Raw genomic sequence first — 18,908 nt, 5'->3', positions numbered from 1 at the left:
ACCCCTGTCCTTCCGGCTTTGCTTTTTGGCTTTCAGCTTCCAGCTTCCAGCTTCCAGCCTTTCGCTTATGGCTTCTTCTATGACCACCCAGACCGCCGCCCAACGCATCGCCCAGCTCCGCAGCGAGCTGGACGCGCACAACTACCGCTACTACGTGCTCGACGAGCCCAGCGTGCCGGACGCCGAGTACGACCGCCTGTTCCGCGAACTCAAGGAACTGGAGGCCGAGCACCCCGACCTGGTCACCCCCGAATCGCCGACCCAGCGCGTGGGCGGGGCCGCCGCCTCGGCCTTCGGCGAAATCCGCCACGAAATCCCCATGCTCAGCCTGGGCAACGCCTTCGAGGAACAGGACCTGCTGGACTTCGACCGCCGCGTGCGCGAAGGCCTGGCCGACCTGCTGCCGGGCGGCGACCTGCTCGGCGGCGGCGCCGAGGTGGACTACAGTTGCGAGCCCAAGCTCGACGGCCTGGCGGTCAGCCTGCTGTACGAGAACGGCCGGCTGACCCGCGGCGCCACCCGCGGCGACGGCACCACCGGCGAGGACATCAGCGCCAACGTGCGCACCGTGCGCAACATCCCCCTGCGCCTGCACGGCGAGGGCTGGCCGGCGGTGCTGGAAGTGCGCGGCGAGGTATTCATGTCCAAGGCCGGCTTCGAGGCGCTCAACGCCCGGCAGATGGCGGCCGGCGCCAAGACCTTCGCCAACCCGCGCAACGCCGCGGCCGGCAGTCTGCGCCAGCTCGATCCGAAGATCACCGCCAGCCGCCCGCTGGAGCTGTGCGCCTACGGCTTCGGCCGCGTCGAGGGCGGCAGCCTGCCGGACACCCAGATCGGCATCCTCGAAGCCTTCAAGGCCTGGGGCATCCCGGTCAGCCGCGAGCTGAAGCTGGCCCGCGGGGTGAAGGGCTGCCAGGACTACTACGCCGACATCGGCGAGCGCCGCGACAGCCTGGCCTACGAGATCGACGGCGTGGTGTTCAAGGTCAACCGCATCGACTTCCAGCGCGAACTGGGCTTCCGCGCCCGCGAGCCGCGCTGGGCCATCGCCCACAAGTTCCCGGCCCGCGAGGAGCTCACCGAACTGCTCGACGTGGAATTCCAGGTCGGCCGCACCGGCGCCGTGACCCCGGTGGCGCGCCTGAAGCCGGTGCAGGTGGCCGGCGTCACCGTGTCCAACGCCACCCTGCACAACATGGACGAAGTGGCGCGCCTGGGCCTGATGATCGGCGACACCGTGATCATCCGCCGCGCCGGCGACGTGATCCCGCAGGTGATGCAGGTGGTCGTCGAACGCCGCCCGGCCGACGCGCGCCCGGTGCACATTCCCGAGACCTGCCCGGTATGCGGCTCGCAGGTCGAGCGCACGCAACTGGTCAAGCGCGCCAAGGGCCGCGAGTCGGTCAGCGAAGGCGCCATCTACCGCTGCGTCGGCCGCCTGTTCTGCCAGGCGCAGCTCAAGCAGTCGATCATCCACTTCGTCTCGCGCCGGGCCATGGACATCGACGGCCTAGGCGACAAGATCGTCGAGCAACTGGTGGACAAGGGCCTGGTCAAGTCGCCGGCCGACCTCTACCGCCTGACCTACGAGCAGGTGATCGAGCTGGAAGGCTTCGCCGAGGTGTCCAGCAACAAGCTGCTCAAATCCATCGCCGACAGCCGCCGGCCGAGCCTGGCGCGCTTCGTCTACGCCCTGGGCATCCCCGACGTCGGCGAGGAGACCGCCAAGCTGCTGGCCCGCGCCCTGGGTTCGCTGGCGCGCATCCAGAAGGCCCTGCCGGAAGTGCTGACCTACCTGCCGGACGTCGGCGCCGAGGTGGCCTACGAGATCCACAACTTCTTCGCCGACGAGCACAACCGCAAGGTGATCGCCGAACTGCTCGACGCCGAGCACGGCGTGCAGTTGCAGGAGGAGGGCGAGGTGGCTGCCGAGTTCGCCGCCTGCGCCACCCTGGCCGGCTTCATCGACAAGCTCAACATCCCCTTCATCGCCGCCACCGGCGCGGAAAAGCTGGCCAGCCGCTTCGGTTCGCTGGAAGGCATCATCCACGCCGACTGGCTCGACCTGCGCCAGGTCGAGCGCCTGCCCGAGCGTGCGGCCAAGAGCCTGCGCGAGTTCTTCGACGACGCCGGCAATGCCAAGCGCACCCGTGAGATCGAGGAGCAACTGCGCGAGTTCGGCATGCACTGGGCGAGCGAGAAGAAGCAGGCCGAGGGCCTGCCGCTGGCCGGGCAGACCTGGGTGCTCACCGGCACCCTGGAGGCCATGAGCCGCGACGTCGCCAAGGAGAAGCTGGAAAGCCTGGGCGCCAAGGTCGCAGGCTCGGTGTCGGCCAAGACCCATTGCGTGGTGGCCGGCCCCGGCGCCGGTTCCAAGCTGGCCAAGGCCCAGGAACTCGGCGTGGCGGTGATGGACGAAGAGGGGCTGCTGAAGCTGCTGGCCGACCACGGCCTGAACGCCTGAACCCATTCCCAAGACCATTCGGAGAAGCAACACATGGCAATGACCAAGGAACAACTGGTACGCGACATCGCCGAGTCCCTCGACCTGACCCAGGCCTCGGTGCGTGGCGTGTTCGAGCAACTGGCGCAGATCGTCCAGGACAGCCTGGAGAACGACGGCGAGCTGACCCTGCCGGGCATCGGCAAGCTCAAGGTCAGCGAGCGCGCCGCGCGCACCGGGCGCAACCCGCAGACCGGCAAGAGCATCGAGATCGCGGCGAAGAAGGTGGTGCGCTTCGTCCCGGCCAAGGCCCTGGCCGACAGCCTCAACTGACCGGAGGCGGCGATGGACAAGGCTAGAAAGCAGCGGCTCGCGGGGCTGATCGCCCTGGTCCTGCTGTTCGCCCTCTACGTGGCCTGGACCGAGCGTCCGCAGATCCAGCTGCACTACGACGCCAACGCCAGCGCGCCGGCGAGCTACAGCTTCAAGGAGAACGGCGAGGAAACCCTCTCCGGGGAAATCCAGCCGGGCGCCGTGCTGAACTTCCCGCTGCGCCTGCTGCGCGGCAGCGACTACCGCGTGGCCTTCACCTTCCACCGCGGGCAGGAGAAGTACGCCAGCTTCAGTAGCCGGCCCGGCTTCGAGAAGAGCGACCTCTACCTGGGGCCGAACCTGGAGGTCTCCACCCAGCCGATTCCCGGCGGCATGATCCGCGCCGAATGAGGCTATCCCCCACGCCGCCGGGCGAGTGGGGGAGGGGAAACTCAGAGGTAGGTGATGTTCAGCATCAGCGGCCGCCCGCTGCTGCGGCCGTCCAGGTTGCGCAGCACCAGGTTCATGCCGCCGTCCTGCGCCTCGTTCTCGGCGCCGAGGTCGACCTTGCGGCCGTCCAGGTCGGTCACCGCCAGTTGGCGGGCCGCTTCCTGCCCGGACGGTTCGCTGAACGACAGGCGCGAGGTCTCGCCGCAGCCGGCCAGGTCCAGGCGTGCCTGTTGCGTGCTGGCCTGGCTGGTGAAGTCGATGATCTTGCACGGCGGCGAGTAGACATGCCCGCTGAAGCTGATGGTGCCGCCATTGGCGAAGGCAGTGGAAGAGAGAGACAGGCCCAGGGCCAGAACAGCGAAAGCAGACTTGATCATCGGAATTCTCCCAAAGCGTTGAGGGCTGAAGCGCCGAGGGGGAGTCCTTCCCCTCCACCTCACCAGTGCCATGGCAGTGTGCCATCATGTCGCGGAGCAAAGTGATATCAAAATGCTATTTATGTGTATGCCATCGCGGAATTCACCGGTAAGTGCTTGAAGTGCTTGTAACTTGCGCTGGGCTCGGTACAATGTCGCCGCCCGCCACCTAGGCGGGCTTCGTTATGGTGGCCCTGTCGGTCCCCCCGCAACGATCAGCCGTGAACCCGGTCAGGCCCGGAAGGGAGCAGCCGCAGCGGTGACATCGTGTGCCGGGGTGTGGCTGGCGGGGCCGCCTCCATTTGTTCTTTCTTCTTGAATCTCGACGGTTTTTTGCTCTTTGGCGCGCTAGTGATCCAAAGGGTGATCCAATCGTGCCTTCCAGTAGCAACTCTCTACCGTCCTACCTCTGGCGTTCCCGACACTCGATCTTCTATTTCCGGATCGTTGTGCCCGAAGTCATACGCCCGCTTTTCTGTCGCACCGAGATCCGCAGATCCCTTCAGACGCGCTGTAAGCGTGAAGCCCTGATCCGTGGCCGAGAGTTGCTGCTTCAAGTCCAGCAGCTCTATGTCCGAGCGTTTCAAGGCATTCGGCCTTCCCTTGATCAACTGCGTGGTGCCTGGGAGGCGGGCGGAAAGCGAGTCGCCAGTTGGGCCTCGTGGCTTCGTCAGCAGCAGCTGGTTTGGATCGCTTCTGGCGTCCCCCCGCAGGGGCAGCCCATAGCGAACGCTGAAGTAGTGCAAGGTGAAGTGATCGGCAGCCCTCAGAAGCCCCGCAGAGCCTCTACACGAGCATCTTCCGATCAAGGTGTGGGATTGGTGCCGGATGCTCCCAGCTCGTCTCCTAGCTTCTCCAAGGTGGTCGAGGAGTGCTTGAAGCAGCAGGGTAGGGAAGGAGTCTCTTCCAAGACGCTCGATGACAAGCGAGCAGTTGCCTTGCTCCTGGTGCGGATCATTGGGGATCTGCCAATTGACCTGATCACCCGGAAGGATGCCCGCAGATTCCAGGAGACCGCCCTCAAGCTGCCTCCCAGGATCAACCAGCTTCCCAAGAATCAATCCATAGAGACGATCATCAAGGAAGCAACCGCCACCATCAGCCTCACCACCTTCAACAACTACGTGAAGAACCTGACCACGTTCTTCAGCTATGCCATTCGAGAGGGATACTGCGAGCGGAATCCCTTTGATGGTTTGCGCGTGAAGCAGCGTGGCAAGGTCAGCGAGGATCGAAGCGTATTCACCGAGGAGGATCTCCGGCGGTTGTTCTCGAAGGAGATCTACACCTCGGTTCATACGAAGAAGCCCAACCAGTACTGGCTGCCTCTGCTTGGTCTCTACACGGGTGCTCGCCTCAACGAGCTATGTCAGCTGTACCTCGATGACGTGGTTACCATCAACGGAGTGGACTGCATCCATTTCCGCGCATCGCGCCCTGACCAGAAGCTGAAGACTGCATCCTCTGAACGCCTGGTGCCCATCCACTCGAAGCTGAAGGCGATGGGCTTCCTGGAGTTCATCCAGAAGCAACGTGTTGCGGGACACGCTCGTGTCTTCCCTGAACTGACCTGCCACAAGAAGCATGGCTACAGCGCTGCTCCTTCGAAGTGGTTCACTCGGGTTCGAGAGCAGCTGGGTTTCAAGGACGGGGAGGAGCAGAAGGACTTCCACAGCTTCCGTCACACCGTTGCGGATCATCTGAAGCAGAAGGGCGTCAGCGAGGCACTCGTGGGCGGACTGCTGGGGCACCAGACGGGGGGAATCACCTTCAGCCGCTACGGAAAGGACTTCCGGCCCGAGGTGTTGGCCCCGGTGGTGGAGATGGTCGACTTCGATGCTGAGCAGTGGCTGCGTTGATCGCAAGCTGGCAGGGATGGCGAGGCAGGTGCAGGGCCGACTGCGGCTAGGTGGAGTTTCGGGCGCCTGAGGTCACTCGTTGCTATACCGCTGGACGTGCTCGCCCATGGCTGCTCGTTGGGCCAAGGCATCAGCTCGCTCGTTCTCGGGATGCCCGCTATGGCCTTGTACCCAGGTGAAGTGAACTTTGTGCCTTTCCAGCAACTGGTCGAGAACCTGCCAGAGATCAGAGTTGGCTACGGGCTTGCGATCTGATGTTCGCCAGCCGTTCTGCTTCCATTTTGGGAGCCAGGATGTGCAGCCGTTCTTCACGTATTTGCTGTCAGTCACTACCTCGACCTCCGATGCAGGGACTTTCAGGGATTTCAGTCCCTTGATCACTGCCGTGAGTTCGGCCCGGTTGTTGGTCTGCTGGTTACCTTCGAGCGGCCCTGCGATCTCTTTCGTTTGCCCCTCAGGGTTGCGGAGAATTGCTGCCCAGCCTCCACGGGCCTGAGGTTGGCCGTTATGAAGGCAAGCGCCATCGGTGAAGATCTGGATGATGCGTTGCTGTTGCATGAATGTGGATTTCCTCTTAGTTCTGCCGCCTGTGGTCGCCACCGCCTACGCCCACCAGCGCCCACCACATAGGGCGGCGCAGACGGACACAAGCGGCAGGACTAAACGGGCTGGTGTTGATTGAAATGCAGTGGCGAAACTGCAGGGAGGGAAACCAGAGGCGCGTCTGGCAATGCGTCTATAAAGGCTTGGAAGTCGGTAGGGTTACCTGATGATGTTTTCGAGGATTGAATCAGCCCCGATCACATCACGCCGTCCACACTCAATCAGATAGCGGAAGACAGCCTTGGCCTCTTCTCTGTCTCGCGGGCGGATTTCAGCCAGTAGGCCGAACACGAACCACTCCCGCGAAGACGCCTCCTCAAGCGGCTGGCAATATTCCTTGCACGATGCGCTCCTAAGCCCATGAAGGTGCTCCCAATACTTCAGTTCGTGTAGGCAGTCGGCCAGAGTCTGAGGTATCAGCTCAGGGTGGGCCTTGAAACGCTCAGCCACAGAAGCCTCATCAAACGGAGGGTGAGTTCCAGTGAACTCCAGCCCGGCCAACACTTCTACACAGAACGCTTCAGCGGGCGTATCACTCATGAGCCTGTCCCCGAATCGAGCAATAGCCTCGACTTGCAGTCGTTGACGCTCGATTGCTGCGATTGCAAGTCTCTCCAAATCACAGAACCCATACGCCCCCAAAGCAGCCAACGGCTCGTCAGGGTATGCATCAATCAAGTACTGCTTATAACGCTGCTGCAAGACTGGCAGAGGTGTCTTAATCTTCTTGGCGCCTTCCATAGCCCGCTCAATCAATGCAGCATTGCCAGTGTCGATCACCCGATGCAGCCACAGAACTGCGTCTATCTCTCTATCTCCGGTGACGATCTCTTGGGGCGGCAACTCCGGCACACTTGGCAGGGATTCTTCGCTCTCGCGGATCGGCGGTAAGCTGAACAGCTCTCGGTGCTTGGCGTTATCGCGGAAGTTCCCAGATCGTGAAACCAGGGTTTTCACTGTTCCGAGCGACAGCCCGGTCATTGCAGCAACCTCGCGGAGGGAATGACTCCGGCGCAGATCGAGCACCCGCTGGCGTATGTCGTCGGCGATGCGCTGCTTGGCTTTGCAGGGTGAATCCCCCAGTTTCATCTGCTCATGCTTCATCGATCAGCCCTCCATCACTTCTTGCTCAATCGAGGACAACTGCACAGCGGCTGCCGCATACCAGTTACTGATTGCTGAAGTCTGGAGGTATCGGGCGCCTCGCCATGCGTACCAAGGGTTGACGCGCACCCTTAGCGTTCCCAGGTTGCGGACGGGCTCAGCTCTAACCAGCATCGGCTGAAGCGAAGACCAAGCCCGATAGACGCTCGCTCGACCGCATTCATCGAACTCGGTGAGCAGTTCAGCTACTCGACCGAACCAGTAGTTCCAACCATCGAGTCGCTCGCAGATGAAGCGAAAGACCTTGACCGCCAGGACAGAGTGTCCGGCATCAAGCAGTCCAAGAAGCCGGTCGTACTCAATGTTGAGGTCTGCAAGATACGGGTCATGAACGGATATGGCTTCGAACAGCTCTTCAGGGTTTCTTGCTTCGGTGGGGAAACGCGTATCGATCCCAACCTGTGCCTTGATGTGACGCCGCGAGAGCGCACCAGTCGTTACCTGCTGATCAATGACACACCCTGTTTCAGGGTCGATGGCGTAGAGACCGTCCCGTGTCCGCACGGGAACGCATAGCGGCAGATCAACTTTTTCTGATGACGAATGGATGAACGAGAGAATCATGGCGACATTCTCCTTCGGAGTTCTGTGGTGGTATTTGCTGAATCAGGGGGTTGCAGGAAGGGCGAGAATCTCCTTCCTTATATAGAAGGGCGGTTACTGGCCCCGGAGTTATTGGGCTAGAGGTAGATTCCAGTCTCAAAGATGAGACGGGGCCGATCTCGGGGAAAAACAGGCGGCGTTGTCGTTACAACTCTGGGGGCTAAAAACAGAGGACAGGGATTGCTGGTCGTAGTGCAACCCCTGGTTTCAAAGCCTTGTTCTCCTTAAGTGCGCCCTAATCCGAACTGGCCCGGAACTGGCTACTACCCTGATGCTCATTGCCTCCGCGAGATGTCTTATTCCGCACGGTAAGCTTCACGCCCAGTGTGAGCTGGATGAGAAGCAAGTAGGCCAGCGGCATGACGAGCCAAAGGGTCGCTGCGATGACGAAGAGCATTTCTATAAGCCGCATGTTCAGGCTGCCTCCAGTTGCAAGTGGAGCTGGATCAGCTCAGGTAGAAGCTCGGTCGCAATATGTAACCTCATGGTGTAGGTATTCCTCTTTGTGCAGCCGTCAGAGTCCCTTCCGTCCACGCCACCAGCTCCCACCTACTTGGGAAACATGGACGGCTCGAACGGCTGGACAAAACGGGCTGGGTTTGAACGAGGCAGCAAGGGAAGCTGCGGTTTGTTGCGAAGGGATGTTCCTGGCGGAACGATGGCTCCCCCGTTATCTGAGCAACGCACGGGCCATGGCCTGGGCGAAGTAGGTTCCTAGGTGGCTACTTGGCTGGGGCGGTGGCTGATGTGATGCAGCGATAGCAGGGGAGCTGAAAGGGGTGCCTATAGAGGCAACTTAGGCTGGACCTTTGGGTTGGGGTGAAGGCCGTGGTTGATGAAGATGGCGGTTGCAGACAATTCCCGACACGAGGACCTGACGGTGATTTCTGTCGGATGGCTCGGTGGGGTTGGATTCGTCAATTCCACACTCAACCTCGAAACTGGTCTCGACCTCGTTGAGCGGAGTGCATCAAGTTGAACTTGCGGCGAACCTATCGGATTAGCTTTGGTGGTCCACAAGTACAGCTTGATGATTGAGTCCCAAGGGTTTCATCTCAAGGAAGGTTATGGGATGAAGGTATTGGTGAAGGAAGTGACTGTAGATCAATCTTTAGTTGTTCTTTGCCATCCACTATCACCCTGTCAGATCAACAGGTAGCCATGCCTCGACCGGGGGCCATCACCTCCCCAGCCAGCAACGTCAGGTTCTCTTCCGTCGAACTGCCATCCAGTAGTCGGATGCGTTTATCGGTTCTACATGCCTGAAGCTCAAAGTAGCGGTATGTCATCGGCAGCGAAGGTGTCCGTGGGGGCGCTTTCTGCCTTGATCGTGGAAGAGCCTTCTCCTCCATAAGTGCGCCCTTTTCGAACGTCGTCGATCTTGCTGCGAACTTGCATCGCACGGTGCCGGTGGCTGAGAGAGCTGAGCGTGAGGCCTTCGTACAGGCACGACGGAGTCTTGGTGGGGATGCTGCAATGCGTCGCGGGGCCGTTTAATCCTGCCTGATGGCCAATGGAATGTGTCTCAGGCGGAGCTTGTACCAGCCTCGCTGGGGCTGCGTGCTTCTGACGGAACGATCCCCTGCTGTAGTAAGCTCCGCGCACGTTTTTGGCTGCGATTGGAGATGTGCGTTGGTCAGCGGAGATGTAGAAAAGCGGTTGTGGGCTGTGGCCGACCAACTATGGGCTAACACCGGGCTGAAGCCTTCTGAGTTTTCGGTCCCCGTCCTGGGGCTGATCTTCCTGCGGTATGCCGAGAAGATGTATGCCGCGGCTGAAGAAAAGCTGGGGCCAATTGGTTCTGGAGGCCGCCGTAAGGTCAGCAAGGACGACTATCTCGCTGAGGGCGTCATCTTCCTTCCTGAGAAGGCTCGTTTCTCTTACCTGCAGACCCTCACCGAAGGCGATGTTATCGGTCTTGCCGTCAACGATGCGATGAAGGCCATCGAGGAAGAGAACATCGGTCTCAGAGGCGCGCTGCCCCGGAACTACATCCAGCTTGGTAACAAGGTTCTTCTGGAACTCATAAAGCTGCTCGGTCCGGTTGACCTTAGCGGCGATGCGTTCGGCAAGATCTATGAGTACTTCCTGAGCAACTTCGCGTTGAAGGAAGGCCAGAAAGGCGGCGTCTTCTATACTCCCGAGTCAATCGTGAAGCTGATCGTCGAAATCATCGGGCCCTACCACGGGCGGATCTTCGACCCAGCTTGCGGTTCTGGCGGCATGTTCACCCACTCGGCTGACTTCGTGACGCGACATCACAAGACGGCGATGGAGGAGATCTCGGTCTTTGGCACCGAGAAAGAGCAGGTCACCGTCAACCTGAACAAGATGAACCTGGCAGTGCATGGCCTCTCTGGCGATGTGCGTGTGGCGAACACCTACTACGAAGATCCTCACGAAGCCGTTACACGTGAGGGCGGCCGCTTCGACTTCGTGATGGCCAACCCCCCCTTCAACATGTCGGGTGTCGACAAAGAGCGCCTGGAGGGAGATCTCCGGTTCCCCTTTGGCCCACCAAAGACAGACAACGCCAACTACCTCTGGATCCAGCTCTTCTACGCATCGCTGAACAAGAGCGGGCGTGCTGGTTTCGTCATGGCGAACTCGGCGGGTGATGCCCGAGGCAGCGAGCAAGTGATCCGCCAGAAGCTCATCGAGACCGGCGCTGTTGATGTGATCGTCTCGGTAAGCTCGAACTTCTTCTACACCGTGACCCTGCCCTGCACCCTGTGGTTCTTCGACCGGGCTAAAGAGAATGATGCAGAGCGAGCAGATAAGGTGTTGTTCATTGATGCTCGTCACATCTACCGGCAAGTCGACAGGGCTCACCGTGACTTCAAGCCTGAGCAGATCGAGTTCATTGCCAACATCGTGCGGCTTTATCGAGGCGAAGCGCCGGAACTGGAGCAAGGCAGCGCTGAGTTGCTTGCTGAAAAAGGGCTGCTTGCCGGCTACGTGGATGTGCCAGGGCTTTGCAAACTAGCGACTCGCGAGCAGATTGAGGCGCAGGGTTGGTCGCTGAACCCTGGGCGGTATGTTGGGGCTGCTGCAAGGGAAGCCGAGGATGTGGACTTCACAGAGCGATTAGAAGAACTGGCTGAAGAGTTGGAAATTCTGAATGCCGAAGCCCGAGAGCTTGAATCCAAAGTCGCAGATAACATTGCAGTGATCCTAGATGGAGCATCCGCATGACTGCAGAGACTTCTTGGGAGGAGGTTAATCTAGAAGACTATGTTGACTTGGTAGCGGGGTATCCATTTAAAAGCGCGGGTTATACAGACGATCAGAACGATGTGCGCTTACTGCGTGGCGACAATGTTGCTCAAGGAGAGTTGCGCTGGGATAAGGCCAAAAGATGGCCTGTTGCTGATTACCAAAGATACGATGCGTTTCATCTTAGGGAAGGCGACATAATTCTCGCGATGGATCGACCCTGGATTAGCGCTGGATTGAAGTATGCCAGGATTAAGCGTAGTGACACTCCTGCGCTCTTGGTTCAACGTGTCGCGCGTCTGCGAGGTGCTAAAACCCTTCAGACCGATTATCTGCGTTGCATAATCGGAAGTCCAGGATTTACCGATTATGTACTCTCCATTCTAACTGGCGTCAATGTCCCGCATATAAGCGCTAGGGATATTAAGCGATTTCGATTTTTGTTGCCGCCTGTGGCTGTTCAGAAGAAGATTTCAATAGTTATAACAAGCTACGACGATCTCATCGAAAACAACACGCGCCGCATCGAGATCCTCGAAGAAATGGCGCGGCGATTGTATGAGGAGTGGTTCGTTCAGTTCCGCTTTCCGGGGCACGAGGAGGTGGAGTTCAAGGAGAGTGAGCTTGGGTTGATTCCTGAAGGGTGGGGTGTTGTTAAGTTAGAAGAAGTCTGCGACCTGATTACTGATGGAGCACATAAAAGCCCTCCAACTGCAGAGACTGGGATGCCCATGGCTTCGGTTAAAGACATGCATGACTGGGGTGTTGATGTCTCTAAGTGCAGAAGGATATCTCAATCGGATTATGATGAGCTTGTAAGGAATAATTGCAAGCCGATGGTTGGCGATATTTTAGTTGCGAAGGATGGAAGCTACCTAAAGCACATCTTTTCGGTCGAGAAAGATCAGGATTTGGTCTTGTTGTCATCAATTGCAATTCTTCGCCCGGCCAATAAGTCTGTGTCGGATCTCTTGGTTTGTTTGCTTAGGCACCCTGAAACTATCGCTCGAATGAAAGGCTGTGTTTCTGGTGTTGCAATTCCCAGGATAATTCTGAAGGACTTTAGAAAGTTCCAAATTGTGCTTCCGGATCAAGGTCTTCAAGAAGCATGGTTAGCTATAGCAAGCCCATTGATGCGCTTATGCCGTAAGCTAGTGGAGAAAAACACTAACCTTCGAGCCCAGAGAGACCTGCTCCTTCCCAAGCTAATCTCCGGTGAGATCGACGTATCCGATATCCCCATGCCGACCTAAAAGGAGTTCAGGCGCATGAGTCCAGCAGCACCGCATTCGCACGACTATTCCGAGGACACGTTGGTCGAGCAGCCAGCCATCGCGCTGTTCGAGTCTCTCGGTTGGGAAACCGGAAACCTCTACGCAGAGTGGACCGGTAGTTCCTCCAGCGAAGGTCGCCAGACCCAGCAGGATGTGGTGCTGGAGGGGCGTCTGCGGGCTGCGCTCGGCAACCTGAACCCTGATCTGCCTAGTGAGGCCATCGACCTGGTGGTCGAGGAATTGACCAGAGATCGCTCCAAGCTGCTGCCGGTCAACGCCAATCAGGAGGTCTACCGGCTGCTAAAGGATGGGGTGCCTGTTTCGGTTAACGATGAGTACGGGCATAACACGCTCAAGGTGGCCAAGGTCATCGACTGGGGCAATGTTGAGGAGAACGACTTCTTCCTCGCCTCCCAGTTCTGGGTGAAGGGGGACTACCACACCCGACGCACTGATCTGCTTGGCTTCGTGAACGGTATCCCGTTGTTGTTCGTCGAGTTGAAGGCGACGCATAAGACGCTCAAGGCCGCCTACGATGACAACCTCACCGACTACCGCACCGTCATCCCCCAGCTCTTCACCTACAACGGCGCGCTGATTCTGTCGAACGGCTCTCAGACGGTGGTGGGTAGTACCTTCTCGCCCTGGGAGCATCTGTTCGAGTGGAAGCGGATCAACGATGAGGGGGAGAAAGGCGTTGTATCCCTTGAAACGGCGATCAGGGGAATTGGTGAGCCATCGCGGATCTTGGATATCATCGAGAACTTCACCGTCTTCGAGGACGTGGCTGGTGGTGTGATCAAGAAGATCGCCAAGAATCACCAGTACCTCGGGGTCAATAAAGCCATTGCTGAGGTCTGGCGTACGAAGGATCGCCCCAAGGATCAGGCTGGGCGGCTGGGTGTCTTCTGGCACACCCAAGGGTCAGGCAAGTCTCTGTCGATGGTCTTCTTCGCTCAGAAGATCCTGCGCAAGATCCCAGGCAACTGGACGTTCGTGATCGTCACTGACCGCAACGAGCTGGACGAGCAAATCTACAAGACCTTCGCCGCTACAGGTGCTGTGGGTGAGGTCGAGGCACATGCTACCAGCGGTGCTCATCTCAAGCAGTTGCTCAGCGAAGATCACCGCTACGTCTTCACCTTGATCCAGAAGTTCGGCACCAAGAAGGGCGAGGTCTACCCGAAGCTCTCTGATCGCCAGGACATCATCGTCATCACCGACGAAGCTCACCGCTCCCAGTACGACACCCTGGCCATGAACATGAGGACGGCACTCCCCAATGCCGCCTTCCTGGGCTTCACCGGGACGCCGCTGATGGCTGGCGAAGAGAAGACCAAAGAGGTCTTCGGTGACTACATCTCGGTCTATGACTTCGGCCAGTCCATCGCTGACGGTGCCACGGTTCCGCTGTACTACGAGAACCGCATTCCCGAGATGCAGCTCATCAACGACAACCTCAACGAGGACATGGCGGCGCTACTCGAAGAGGCCGAGCTGGATGAGGAGCAGGAGCGCAAAGTCGAGCAGGTCTTCGCCCGTGAGTACCACCTGATCACCCGAGAGGATCGCCTTGAGGCCATCGCCAAGGATCTGGTGAACCACTTCGTTGGTCGTGGTTACCAGGGCAAGGCCATGCTGGTATGCATCGACAAGGCCACCGCCGTCCGCATGTACAACAAGGTTCAAGATCACTGGAAGACGTATCTAGCTGATCTGAAGGCTCAGCTCGCAAAGGCTCCCAAGGAGCAGCAGGAGGAGTTGCAGCACAAGATTCAGGTGATGACATCGACCGATATGGCTGTGGTTGTCTCCCAGAGCCAGAACGAAGTGAAGGAGCTAGCCGACAAGGGGCTGGACATTCTTCCGCACCGTAAGCGCATGAACGAGGAGAACCTGGGCGAGAAGTTCAAGGACTCGAAGGATCCCCTGCGCTTGGTCTTCGTATGTGCCATGTGGATCACCGGCTTTGACGTGCCATCTTGCTCGACCATTTACCTCGACAAGCCCATGAAGAACCACACCCTGATGCAGACCATCGCTCGGGCCAATCGGAAGTATCCTGGTAAAGAAGCGGGGCTGATCGTCGACTATGTGGGTGTCTTCCGTAAGCTGCAGGAAGCCTTGGCGATCTATGGTGGGGCTTCTTCTGGTGAAGGTGGTGAGGGTGAGCCGATCAAGAACAAAGCCGAGCTGGTCGAGTACTTGAAGCACCTGCTTGCTAGGGGGATCACGTTCCTGTCCGAGCATGGTGTGAATGCACAGGCCATCAAGGATGCTCAAGGCTTCGAGAAGGTGGCCAAGCTAGACGATGCTGTTGAGCAACTCATTGCCAATGAGGAAATCAAGAACAGCTTCATGAGTCAGGCCAGGATTGTGTCTCGGGTCTATCGAGCGATTCTTCCTGATCCAGATGCCAATGAGCTTGCTCCTGACGCTGTGCTGATCTCTGTCATTGCCCAGAAGATCAAGGCATTGGCTCCTCCCGTCGACATCTCCGAGGTAATGCAGCAGGTCGAGGATTTGCTGGATCGTTCCATTGCTCCGGTGCCTTACATCATCAAGGAAGGCGATGATCAGCCATTGCATGACCTCAGCAAGATCGACTTCGAGAAACTCAAGGAGAAGTTCAATCAGGGGCGCAAGCGCACCGAGGCCGAGAAGCTCCGGGCCTTGCTGAGCATGAAGCTGGAAACCATGCTGACCGAGAACCCCACTCGTAAGGACTTCATGGAGAAGTTCCAGAAACTGATCGATGCGTATAACTCAGGCAGCCTGAACATTGAGGTGTTCTTCAAGCAGTTGCTGGAACTCACTGCTGATCTGCAGATCGAGGATCAACGGGCTATCCGCGAGAACCTCTCGGAGGAAGAGCTGGCTCTGTTCGACATCCTGACCAAGCCAGTGCCTGAGCTTGCAGAGAAGGAAAGGGCGCAGGTGAAGAAGGTCTGCAAGGAGCTTCTGGAGACACTGAAGTCCGAGAAGCTGGTTCTCGATTGGCGCAAGAAGGACAGGGCTAGGAGTGATGTGCGGCGTACCCTTGAGATTGTCTTCGACCGTGGATTGCCTGAAAGCTACGACGAGGGCATCTACAACGAGAAGTGCGAGCTAGCCTTCCATCATATCTTCACGAGTTACTACGGGGCTGGTGAGAGTGTGTACTCGGCTGTTCGGTGAGACTGGTGCCTTGAGGGGTATGGTGGAGCGAAAAAACAAATACGCCCCACCAGTCATCGACGCCTCCTGCAATCAGGCAGTGGCTCCCTGCTTTGCCAGCCTGTAGACGGACTGGCGGCTGATGCCCAGACGTTGTGCCACTTCAGTTGCCCCCAGTCCTGAGTCCAGTAGCTCCACCACCTGGGCTGCGTCAATGCTCGCGGGCCTTCCTTTATAGATGCCCTTGGCTTTCGCCTTCGCAATTCCCTCGGCCTGTCTCCCTCGAATCATCGCCCGCTCAAACTCCGCACATGCTCCGATGACGTGAAGCATCATCTTGGCGAACGGGTCTTCCTGATCCGGGCGGAAGGTGAGGTTCTCTTTGTGGAAGCGAACCGATACTCCATCACTGGTCAACCTTTGGACGATGTCGCAGAGGTCTCGAAGGTTTCTCGCCAGCCGGTCGATGCTGTGAACGTGGACGGTATCGCCTGGGCGAACAGCCTTGAACAGATCCGTCAGGCCAGGACGAGAGGCGTCCTTCCCGCTCGCCTTGTCGCTGAAAACCCGGAGGAACTCCAGGCCTGAATCCGCCAGCTGTCGATCAGTGTCTTGGTCTGTGCTGCTTACTCGCAGGTAGGCAATGTCTGCCATGTCGAGGCCTCCTATTGGTGTAACTAATGGGTGTGTCACTAAAATATCAGTGTCACATAACCTGAAGTCAACCCATACGTTACGTGAAGGCGGGGGGAGGCGGAGGGTGGGGTGGTGTAACGCCAGGGTGTACCCAAAAAATACAAGGCTGCACTCAGCGGGATGATGGCTAGAGTGCAGCTCGATTGCGACGAACGCTGCTTGCTAGGTCTCTGATTCGATTTTTTTCAGTGCAGCGGCCACTTCAAGGTATGGCAGCTCTAGCAAGCTCAGGCGCTCAGCAGGGACGAGTTTTATGGATTCGTCATATGTGGTCAGATCAACAAACTTCCTCTGCTCGAGCCCATCAATCAGGAGCAGATGCATGGTCCAGAGCAGATTTTCGGATACGTTTGCCTTTCCGATGGAGTCATCGCTAAGGATGTAGGATGCTCTGTGAAGCCAGCCGTAGATCTGCTCTTCGCCTTTCTCACGGATTAGTGCGCTTGCGCGGTCGACTAGCTCCCTGCTGTACGGATAGCTCTCAGAATTGATTTCGTCTTGGGTAGGTATCCCTGACAGCGCCAGTTCAGAGGCCGCACGGTATACCTCCTCATGCTCAAAGCTCGGCATTTCTTCTTGGGCTTCGTCGACCCAGCGAATCGAATTTAGAGAGCGGGTGTTGATGTACACGACTCGTTGATCGAGCGTTTCGATGAACTCCCAATTTTTCATCGGAAGATAATCTTTGCTCAGTCGTTGAAAAAGACCATTGACCTGGGACCAGCCTGTCGGGTAGCTCAGCAAGTGATTGCCGACTGAAAAATGGACAGTTCCGATTGGGCCATCAGGGAATTTCATCGTGGGAACGTCGAAAGTCGCAGGGTCGTCCTTCAGGAATTCGGAAATACTCATCCCGAGCTTGATCACAACGTCCCTCAGATGCTTCCTGGGGATTTCATCTGTGGCCTCCCAGCGTGCGACTGTCTGTTGAGATACCCCTAGAAGTTCTGCCAATGCCTTCTGGGTGAGTCGCAGTTCTTCGCGTCGTGCTTTGAGAGCCCCTTTCATGTTTACTCCTTTTGTGAGTTGTTTACCCACAAAAAGAGTATTCTCGCTCGGTACCCTTTGGCAAGTGGGTGGTGGTGAATTTATCGGCGGGGGTAGGGGCAGAGGGGGGGAGGGCTCGGTGTGCATTAGGGCTATTTGCCCTCAAAATTTTGCTCAAAAATTATCCGGACTAGCCGCGCTTGGGTGATCCAAAAGTGACCCAAAGGTAATCCACCGAGGTGATCCAGGGTGACTTCCGATTGGTTTGGGGTTGTTGCTAGAATCTGCGTGTCTTAAACCAAATGCGCGTCACGCAGAAAACGCTGAAATCTCGGTATGACGCGGTTTGTCGGCTGCTCGCAACGACGTCTCAAGGTGCTTGGTCGTACCCGGAAGGGTGGACTACAGGAGCATCATTGTGCTGACCGGGTGGCTGGCGGGGCCACCTCCATTTTCGGGGGGCGCTTTTCCTAGCCACAATTCCCCGTGTACGCCTTCCACCTCCCCCCTTTTTGCCTTCGGGCTCGTCTGATTTTTCCCTACGGCATAGCCGACCTCTCTGTTCCTGTTGAACGAACCCGTAGCCGCGCGTCGGCCTTGGTCCGCCTTGTTTTCCGTCATCCACTGGTACTTGGGTGCCATGTGGGATTTTTCTTATATTGATTGAATAGGCGCTTTTGAGGTGCCGTTTTTCAGGAGCTTCCATTAGATTAGGCAGCCGAGAAAGTTTGCTGTTGTATCGAGTTATCGTCGTTTGTGAGGTTTCCTTGAAAAAGATCAAGATCGTTCTGGCGGATGATCACGCAGTCGTATTGATGGGAGTCCGTGGGATTCTGGAGCGCCATCCGCAATATCAAGTGGCATGTGAGGTGCGAACTTCTGGTGAGTTGGTCGAGGCATTGCGACGGGAACATTTCGATATCGCAATCATCGACTTCAGCATGCCCGGGGACGAAGTCTACGGGGACGGTGTGCGCTTCATCGGCTACCTGGTGCGCAACTTCCCCGAGGTGAGGTTCCTGGTCTTCACCATGCTGTCCAACCGCCTGGTGCTGGACCGCCTGTGCGAGCTCGGGGTGCAGGGCGTGGTGCGCAAGGATGCGGGCATGGCCCAGCTGCTGTCGGCCCTGGACGCCCTGTGCAAGGGCCGCCGGGTGCTCAACCCCTGCACGGGCGACGGCGGCGACCTGCACAGCCGCCTGACCTCGCTCTCGGTCAAGGAATACGAGGTGTTGCGGCTGTTCGTCTCGGGCTTGCGCGTGTGTGAAATAGCGCGCCTGCTGCGGCGCAGCGACAAGACCATCAGCGCGCAGAAGGCATCGGCCAAGCGCCGTCTCGGCGTGACCACGGACCAGGAACTGCTGGCCTGCTGCCTGGAGAAGCATTTCTTCGACTGATGGCCAACAACCTCCAGCCACTCGGAAAAAGCGGGCCTATGCAGCCCGCTTTTTTATTTCCATTTTTCATCCGTGGCGATGTGGCGACAGTTCGATTTTCAGAATGGGTTAAGAATTTTCCGATGGTATATCGGAATTTATCGGCTTGGGTTGGTTCAGGATAATCCTAATTATTGCCGGTGATGAATTTTTAATACTGCCCATCGCTGAAAAGGAATTTCCGAGTTCGCTATTGAATGGCCCGGGCTGGATATTACATGGCACTGGGACAATTCCTTTTCGAGTCATCCCGTGTTCACGAAATTGAAGAAATAGCCTTATCAGGCGGGAGC

Annotated in this window: 14 protein-coding genes, 1 other RNA gene and 1 pseudogene; 10 read left to right on the top strand and 6 right to left on the bottom strand. The window is 58.0% G+C overall.

The window, feature by feature from the left end; all coding sequences use genetic code 11:
• The first annotated feature begins 79 nt into the window (after positions 1-79).
• From ligA to FG99_RS01070, 3 genes are read left to right on the top strand one after another with little or no spacing between them, the layout of a single operon-like run.
• Entirely contained in the window at positions 80-2,464 is a 2,385-nt protein-coding gene (gene ligA / locus FG99_RS01080) for an NAD-dependent DNA ligase LigA (RefSeq protein ID WP_043266690.1), read from the top strand.
• Between the two features lie 33 nt (positions 2,465-2,497).
• Complete coding sequence (locus tag FG99_RS01075; RefSeq protein ID WP_009619418.1) at positions 2,498-2,776, top strand: HU family DNA-binding protein; 279 nt, start codon at positions 2,498-2,500, stop codon at positions 2,774-2,776.
• A 12-nt stretch (positions 2,777-2,788) separates the two neighbouring features.
• Complete coding sequence (locus tag FG99_RS01070) at positions 2,789-3,166, top strand: cbb3-type cytochrome c oxidase subunit 3 (protein WP_043266688.1); 378 nt, start codon at positions 2,789-2,791, stop codon at positions 3,164-3,166.
• 41 nt (positions 3,167-3,207) lie between these two features.
• On the opposite strand, the gene FG99_RS01065 is transcribed toward FG99_RS01070, so the two are convergent.
• Positions 3,208-3,582: a fimbrial protein gene (locus FG99_RS01065; protein ID WP_009619420.1), complete on the bottom strand. Its 375-nt coding sequence runs from the start codon at positions 3,580-3,582 to the stop codon at positions 3,208-3,210.
• 234 nt (positions 3,583-3,816) lie between these two features.
• On the opposite strand from FG99_RS01065, the gene ffs reads away from it, so the two are divergent.
• The 3 genes and pseudogenes from ffs to FG99_RS01060 all read left to right on the top strand — a co-directional run bounded on the left by ffs (position 3,817) and on the right by FG99_RS01060 (position 5,480).
• An RNA gene (gene ffs / locus FG99_RS30970) (signal recognition particle sRNA small type) lies at positions 3,817-3,913 on the top strand.
• 82 nt (positions 3,914-3,995) lie between these two features.
• A pseudogene (locus FG99_RS33135) lies at positions 3,996-4,130 on the top strand (DUF6538 domain-containing protein); the annotation flags it as partial.
• A 366-nt stretch (positions 4,131-4,496) separates the two neighbouring features.
• Entirely contained in the window at positions 4,497-5,480 is a 984-nt protein-coding gene (locus tag FG99_RS01060) for a site-specific integrase (RefSeq protein WP_254475832.1), read from the top strand.
• A gap of 72 nt (positions 5,481-5,552) precedes the next feature.
• Here the strand turns inward: FG99_RS01060 and rnhA are convergent, their stop codons facing one another.
• The 3 genes from rnhA to FG99_RS01045 all read right to left on the bottom strand — a co-directional run bounded on the left by rnhA (position 5,553) and on the right by FG99_RS01045 (position 7,811).
• Entirely contained in the window at positions 5,553-6,038 is a 486-nt protein-coding gene (gene rnhA / locus FG99_RS01055; RefSeq protein ID WP_043266684.1) for a ribonuclease HI, read from the bottom strand.
• 204 nt (positions 6,039-6,242) lie between these two features.
• The gene (locus FG99_RS01050; protein WP_254475830.1) at positions 6,243-7,187 is read right to left on the bottom strand and encodes a hypothetical protein; all 945 of its coding nucleotides are present in this window, start codon (positions 7,185-7,187) and stop codon (positions 6,243-6,245) included.
• A 3-nt stretch (positions 7,188-7,190) separates the two neighbouring features.
• On the bottom strand, positions 7,191-7,811 hold the full coding sequence (locus FG99_RS01045) for a hypothetical protein (RefSeq protein WP_043266682.1): 621 nt from the start codon (positions 7,809-7,811) through the stop codon (positions 7,191-7,193).
• A 1,671-nt stretch (positions 7,812-9,482) separates the two neighbouring features.
• On the opposite strand from FG99_RS01045, the gene FG99_RS01040 reads away from it, so the two are divergent.
• Genes FG99_RS01040 through FG99_RS01035 form a run of 3 tightly spaced genes read left to right on the top strand, consistent with a single transcriptional unit; the run spans position 9,483 to position 15,517 of the window.
• A complete protein-coding gene (locus FG99_RS01040; protein ID WP_051878332.1) occupies positions 9,483-11,045 on the top strand; it encodes a type I restriction-modification system subunit M in 1,563 nt (520 codons plus the stop codon).
• Complete coding sequence (locus FG99_RS30965) at positions 11,042-12,319, top strand: restriction endonuclease subunit S (RefSeq protein ID WP_081884542.1); 1,278 nt, start codon at positions 11,042-11,044, stop codon at positions 12,317-12,319. The genes FG99_RS01040 and FG99_RS30965 overlap by 4 nt, the downstream gene beginning before the upstream one ends.
• A 15-nt stretch (positions 12,320-12,334) precedes the next feature.
• Positions 12,335-15,517, top strand: a complete 3,183-nt coding sequence (locus FG99_RS01035; RefSeq protein WP_043266681.1) for a type I restriction endonuclease subunit R — start codon at positions 12,335-12,337, stop codon at positions 15,515-15,517.
• A gap of 72 nt (positions 15,518-15,589) precedes the next feature.
• Here the strand turns inward: FG99_RS01035 and FG99_RS01030 are convergent, their stop codons facing one another.
• A complete protein-coding gene (locus FG99_RS01030) occupies positions 15,590-16,150 on the bottom strand; it encodes a recombinase family protein (RefSeq protein WP_043266679.1) in 561 nt (186 codons plus the stop codon).
• Positions 16,151-16,354: 204 nt separating this feature from the next.
• Positions 16,355-17,200 (bottom strand): helix-turn-helix transcriptional regulator, encoded by an 846-nt coding sequence (locus tag FG99_RS01025; RefSeq protein ID WP_043266677.1) that lies wholly within the window; start codon positions 17,198-17,200, stop codon positions 16,355-16,357.
• Between the two features lie 656 nt (positions 17,201-17,856).
• Here FG99_RS01025 and FG99_RS01020 point away from each other — a divergent pair.
• On the top strand, positions 17,857-18,576 hold the full coding sequence (locus FG99_RS01020; protein ID WP_306153398.1) for a response regulator: 720 nt from the start codon (positions 17,857-17,859) through the stop codon (positions 18,574-18,576).
• Positions 18,577-18,908: the final 332 nt, after the last annotated feature.

It is taken from the genome of Pseudomonas sp. AAC, assembly GCF_000725445.1.
GTDB lineage: Bacteria > Pseudomonadota > Gammaproteobacteria > Pseudomonadales > Pseudomonadaceae > Pseudomonas > Pseudomonas citronellolis.
Note: the sequence above shows the minus strand (reverse complement) of the source record. Positions and strands in the feature narration are given on the sequence as shown.

What these genes read in the sequence shown, in the direction of transcription:
- FG99_RS01030 (WP_043266679.1), bottom strand. Translation starts at nt 16,150, where the DNA reads ATGGCAGACATTGCCTACCTGCGAGTAAGCAGCACAGACCAAGACACT.
- FG99_RS01035 (WP_043266681.1), top strand. Translation starts at nt 12,335, where the DNA reads ATGAGTCCAGCAGCACCGCATTCGCACGACTATTCCGAGGACACGTTG.
- rnhA (WP_043266684.1), bottom strand. Translation starts at nt 6,038, where the DNA reads ATGCAACAGCAACGCATCATCCAGATCTTCACCGATGGCGCTTGCCTT.
- ligA (WP_043266690.1), top strand. Translation starts at nt 80, where the DNA reads ATGACCACCCAGACCGCCGCCCAACGCATCGCCCAGCTCCGCAGCGAG.
- FG99_RS01025 (WP_043266677.1), bottom strand. Translation starts at nt 17,200, where the DNA reads ATGAAAGGGGCTCTCAAAGCACGACGCGAAGAACTGCGACTCACCCAG.
- FG99_RS01070 (WP_043266688.1), top strand. Translation starts at nt 2,789, where the DNA reads ATGGACAAGGCTAGAAAGCAGCGGCTCGCGGGGCTGATCGCCCTGGTC.
- FG99_RS01045 (WP_043266682.1), bottom strand. Translation starts at nt 7,811, where the DNA reads ATGATTCTCTCGTTCATCCATTCGTCATCAGAAAAAGTTGATCTGCCG.
- FG99_RS01050 (WP_254475830.1), bottom strand. Translation starts at nt 7,187, where the DNA reads ATGAAGCATGAGCAGATGAAACTGGGGGATTCACCCTGCAAAGCCAAG.
- FG99_RS01075 (WP_009619418.1), top strand. Translation starts at nt 2,498, where the DNA reads ATGGCAATGACCAAGGAACAACTGGTACGCGACATCGCCGAGTCCCTC.
- FG99_RS01065 (WP_009619420.1), bottom strand. Translation starts at nt 3,582, where the DNA reads ATGATCAAGTCTGCTTTCGCTGTTCTGGCCCTGGGCCTGTCTCTCTCT.
- FG99_RS30965 (WP_081884542.1), top strand. Translation starts at nt 11,042, where the DNA reads ATGACTGCAGAGACTTCTTGGGAGGAGGTTAATCTAGAAGACTATGTT.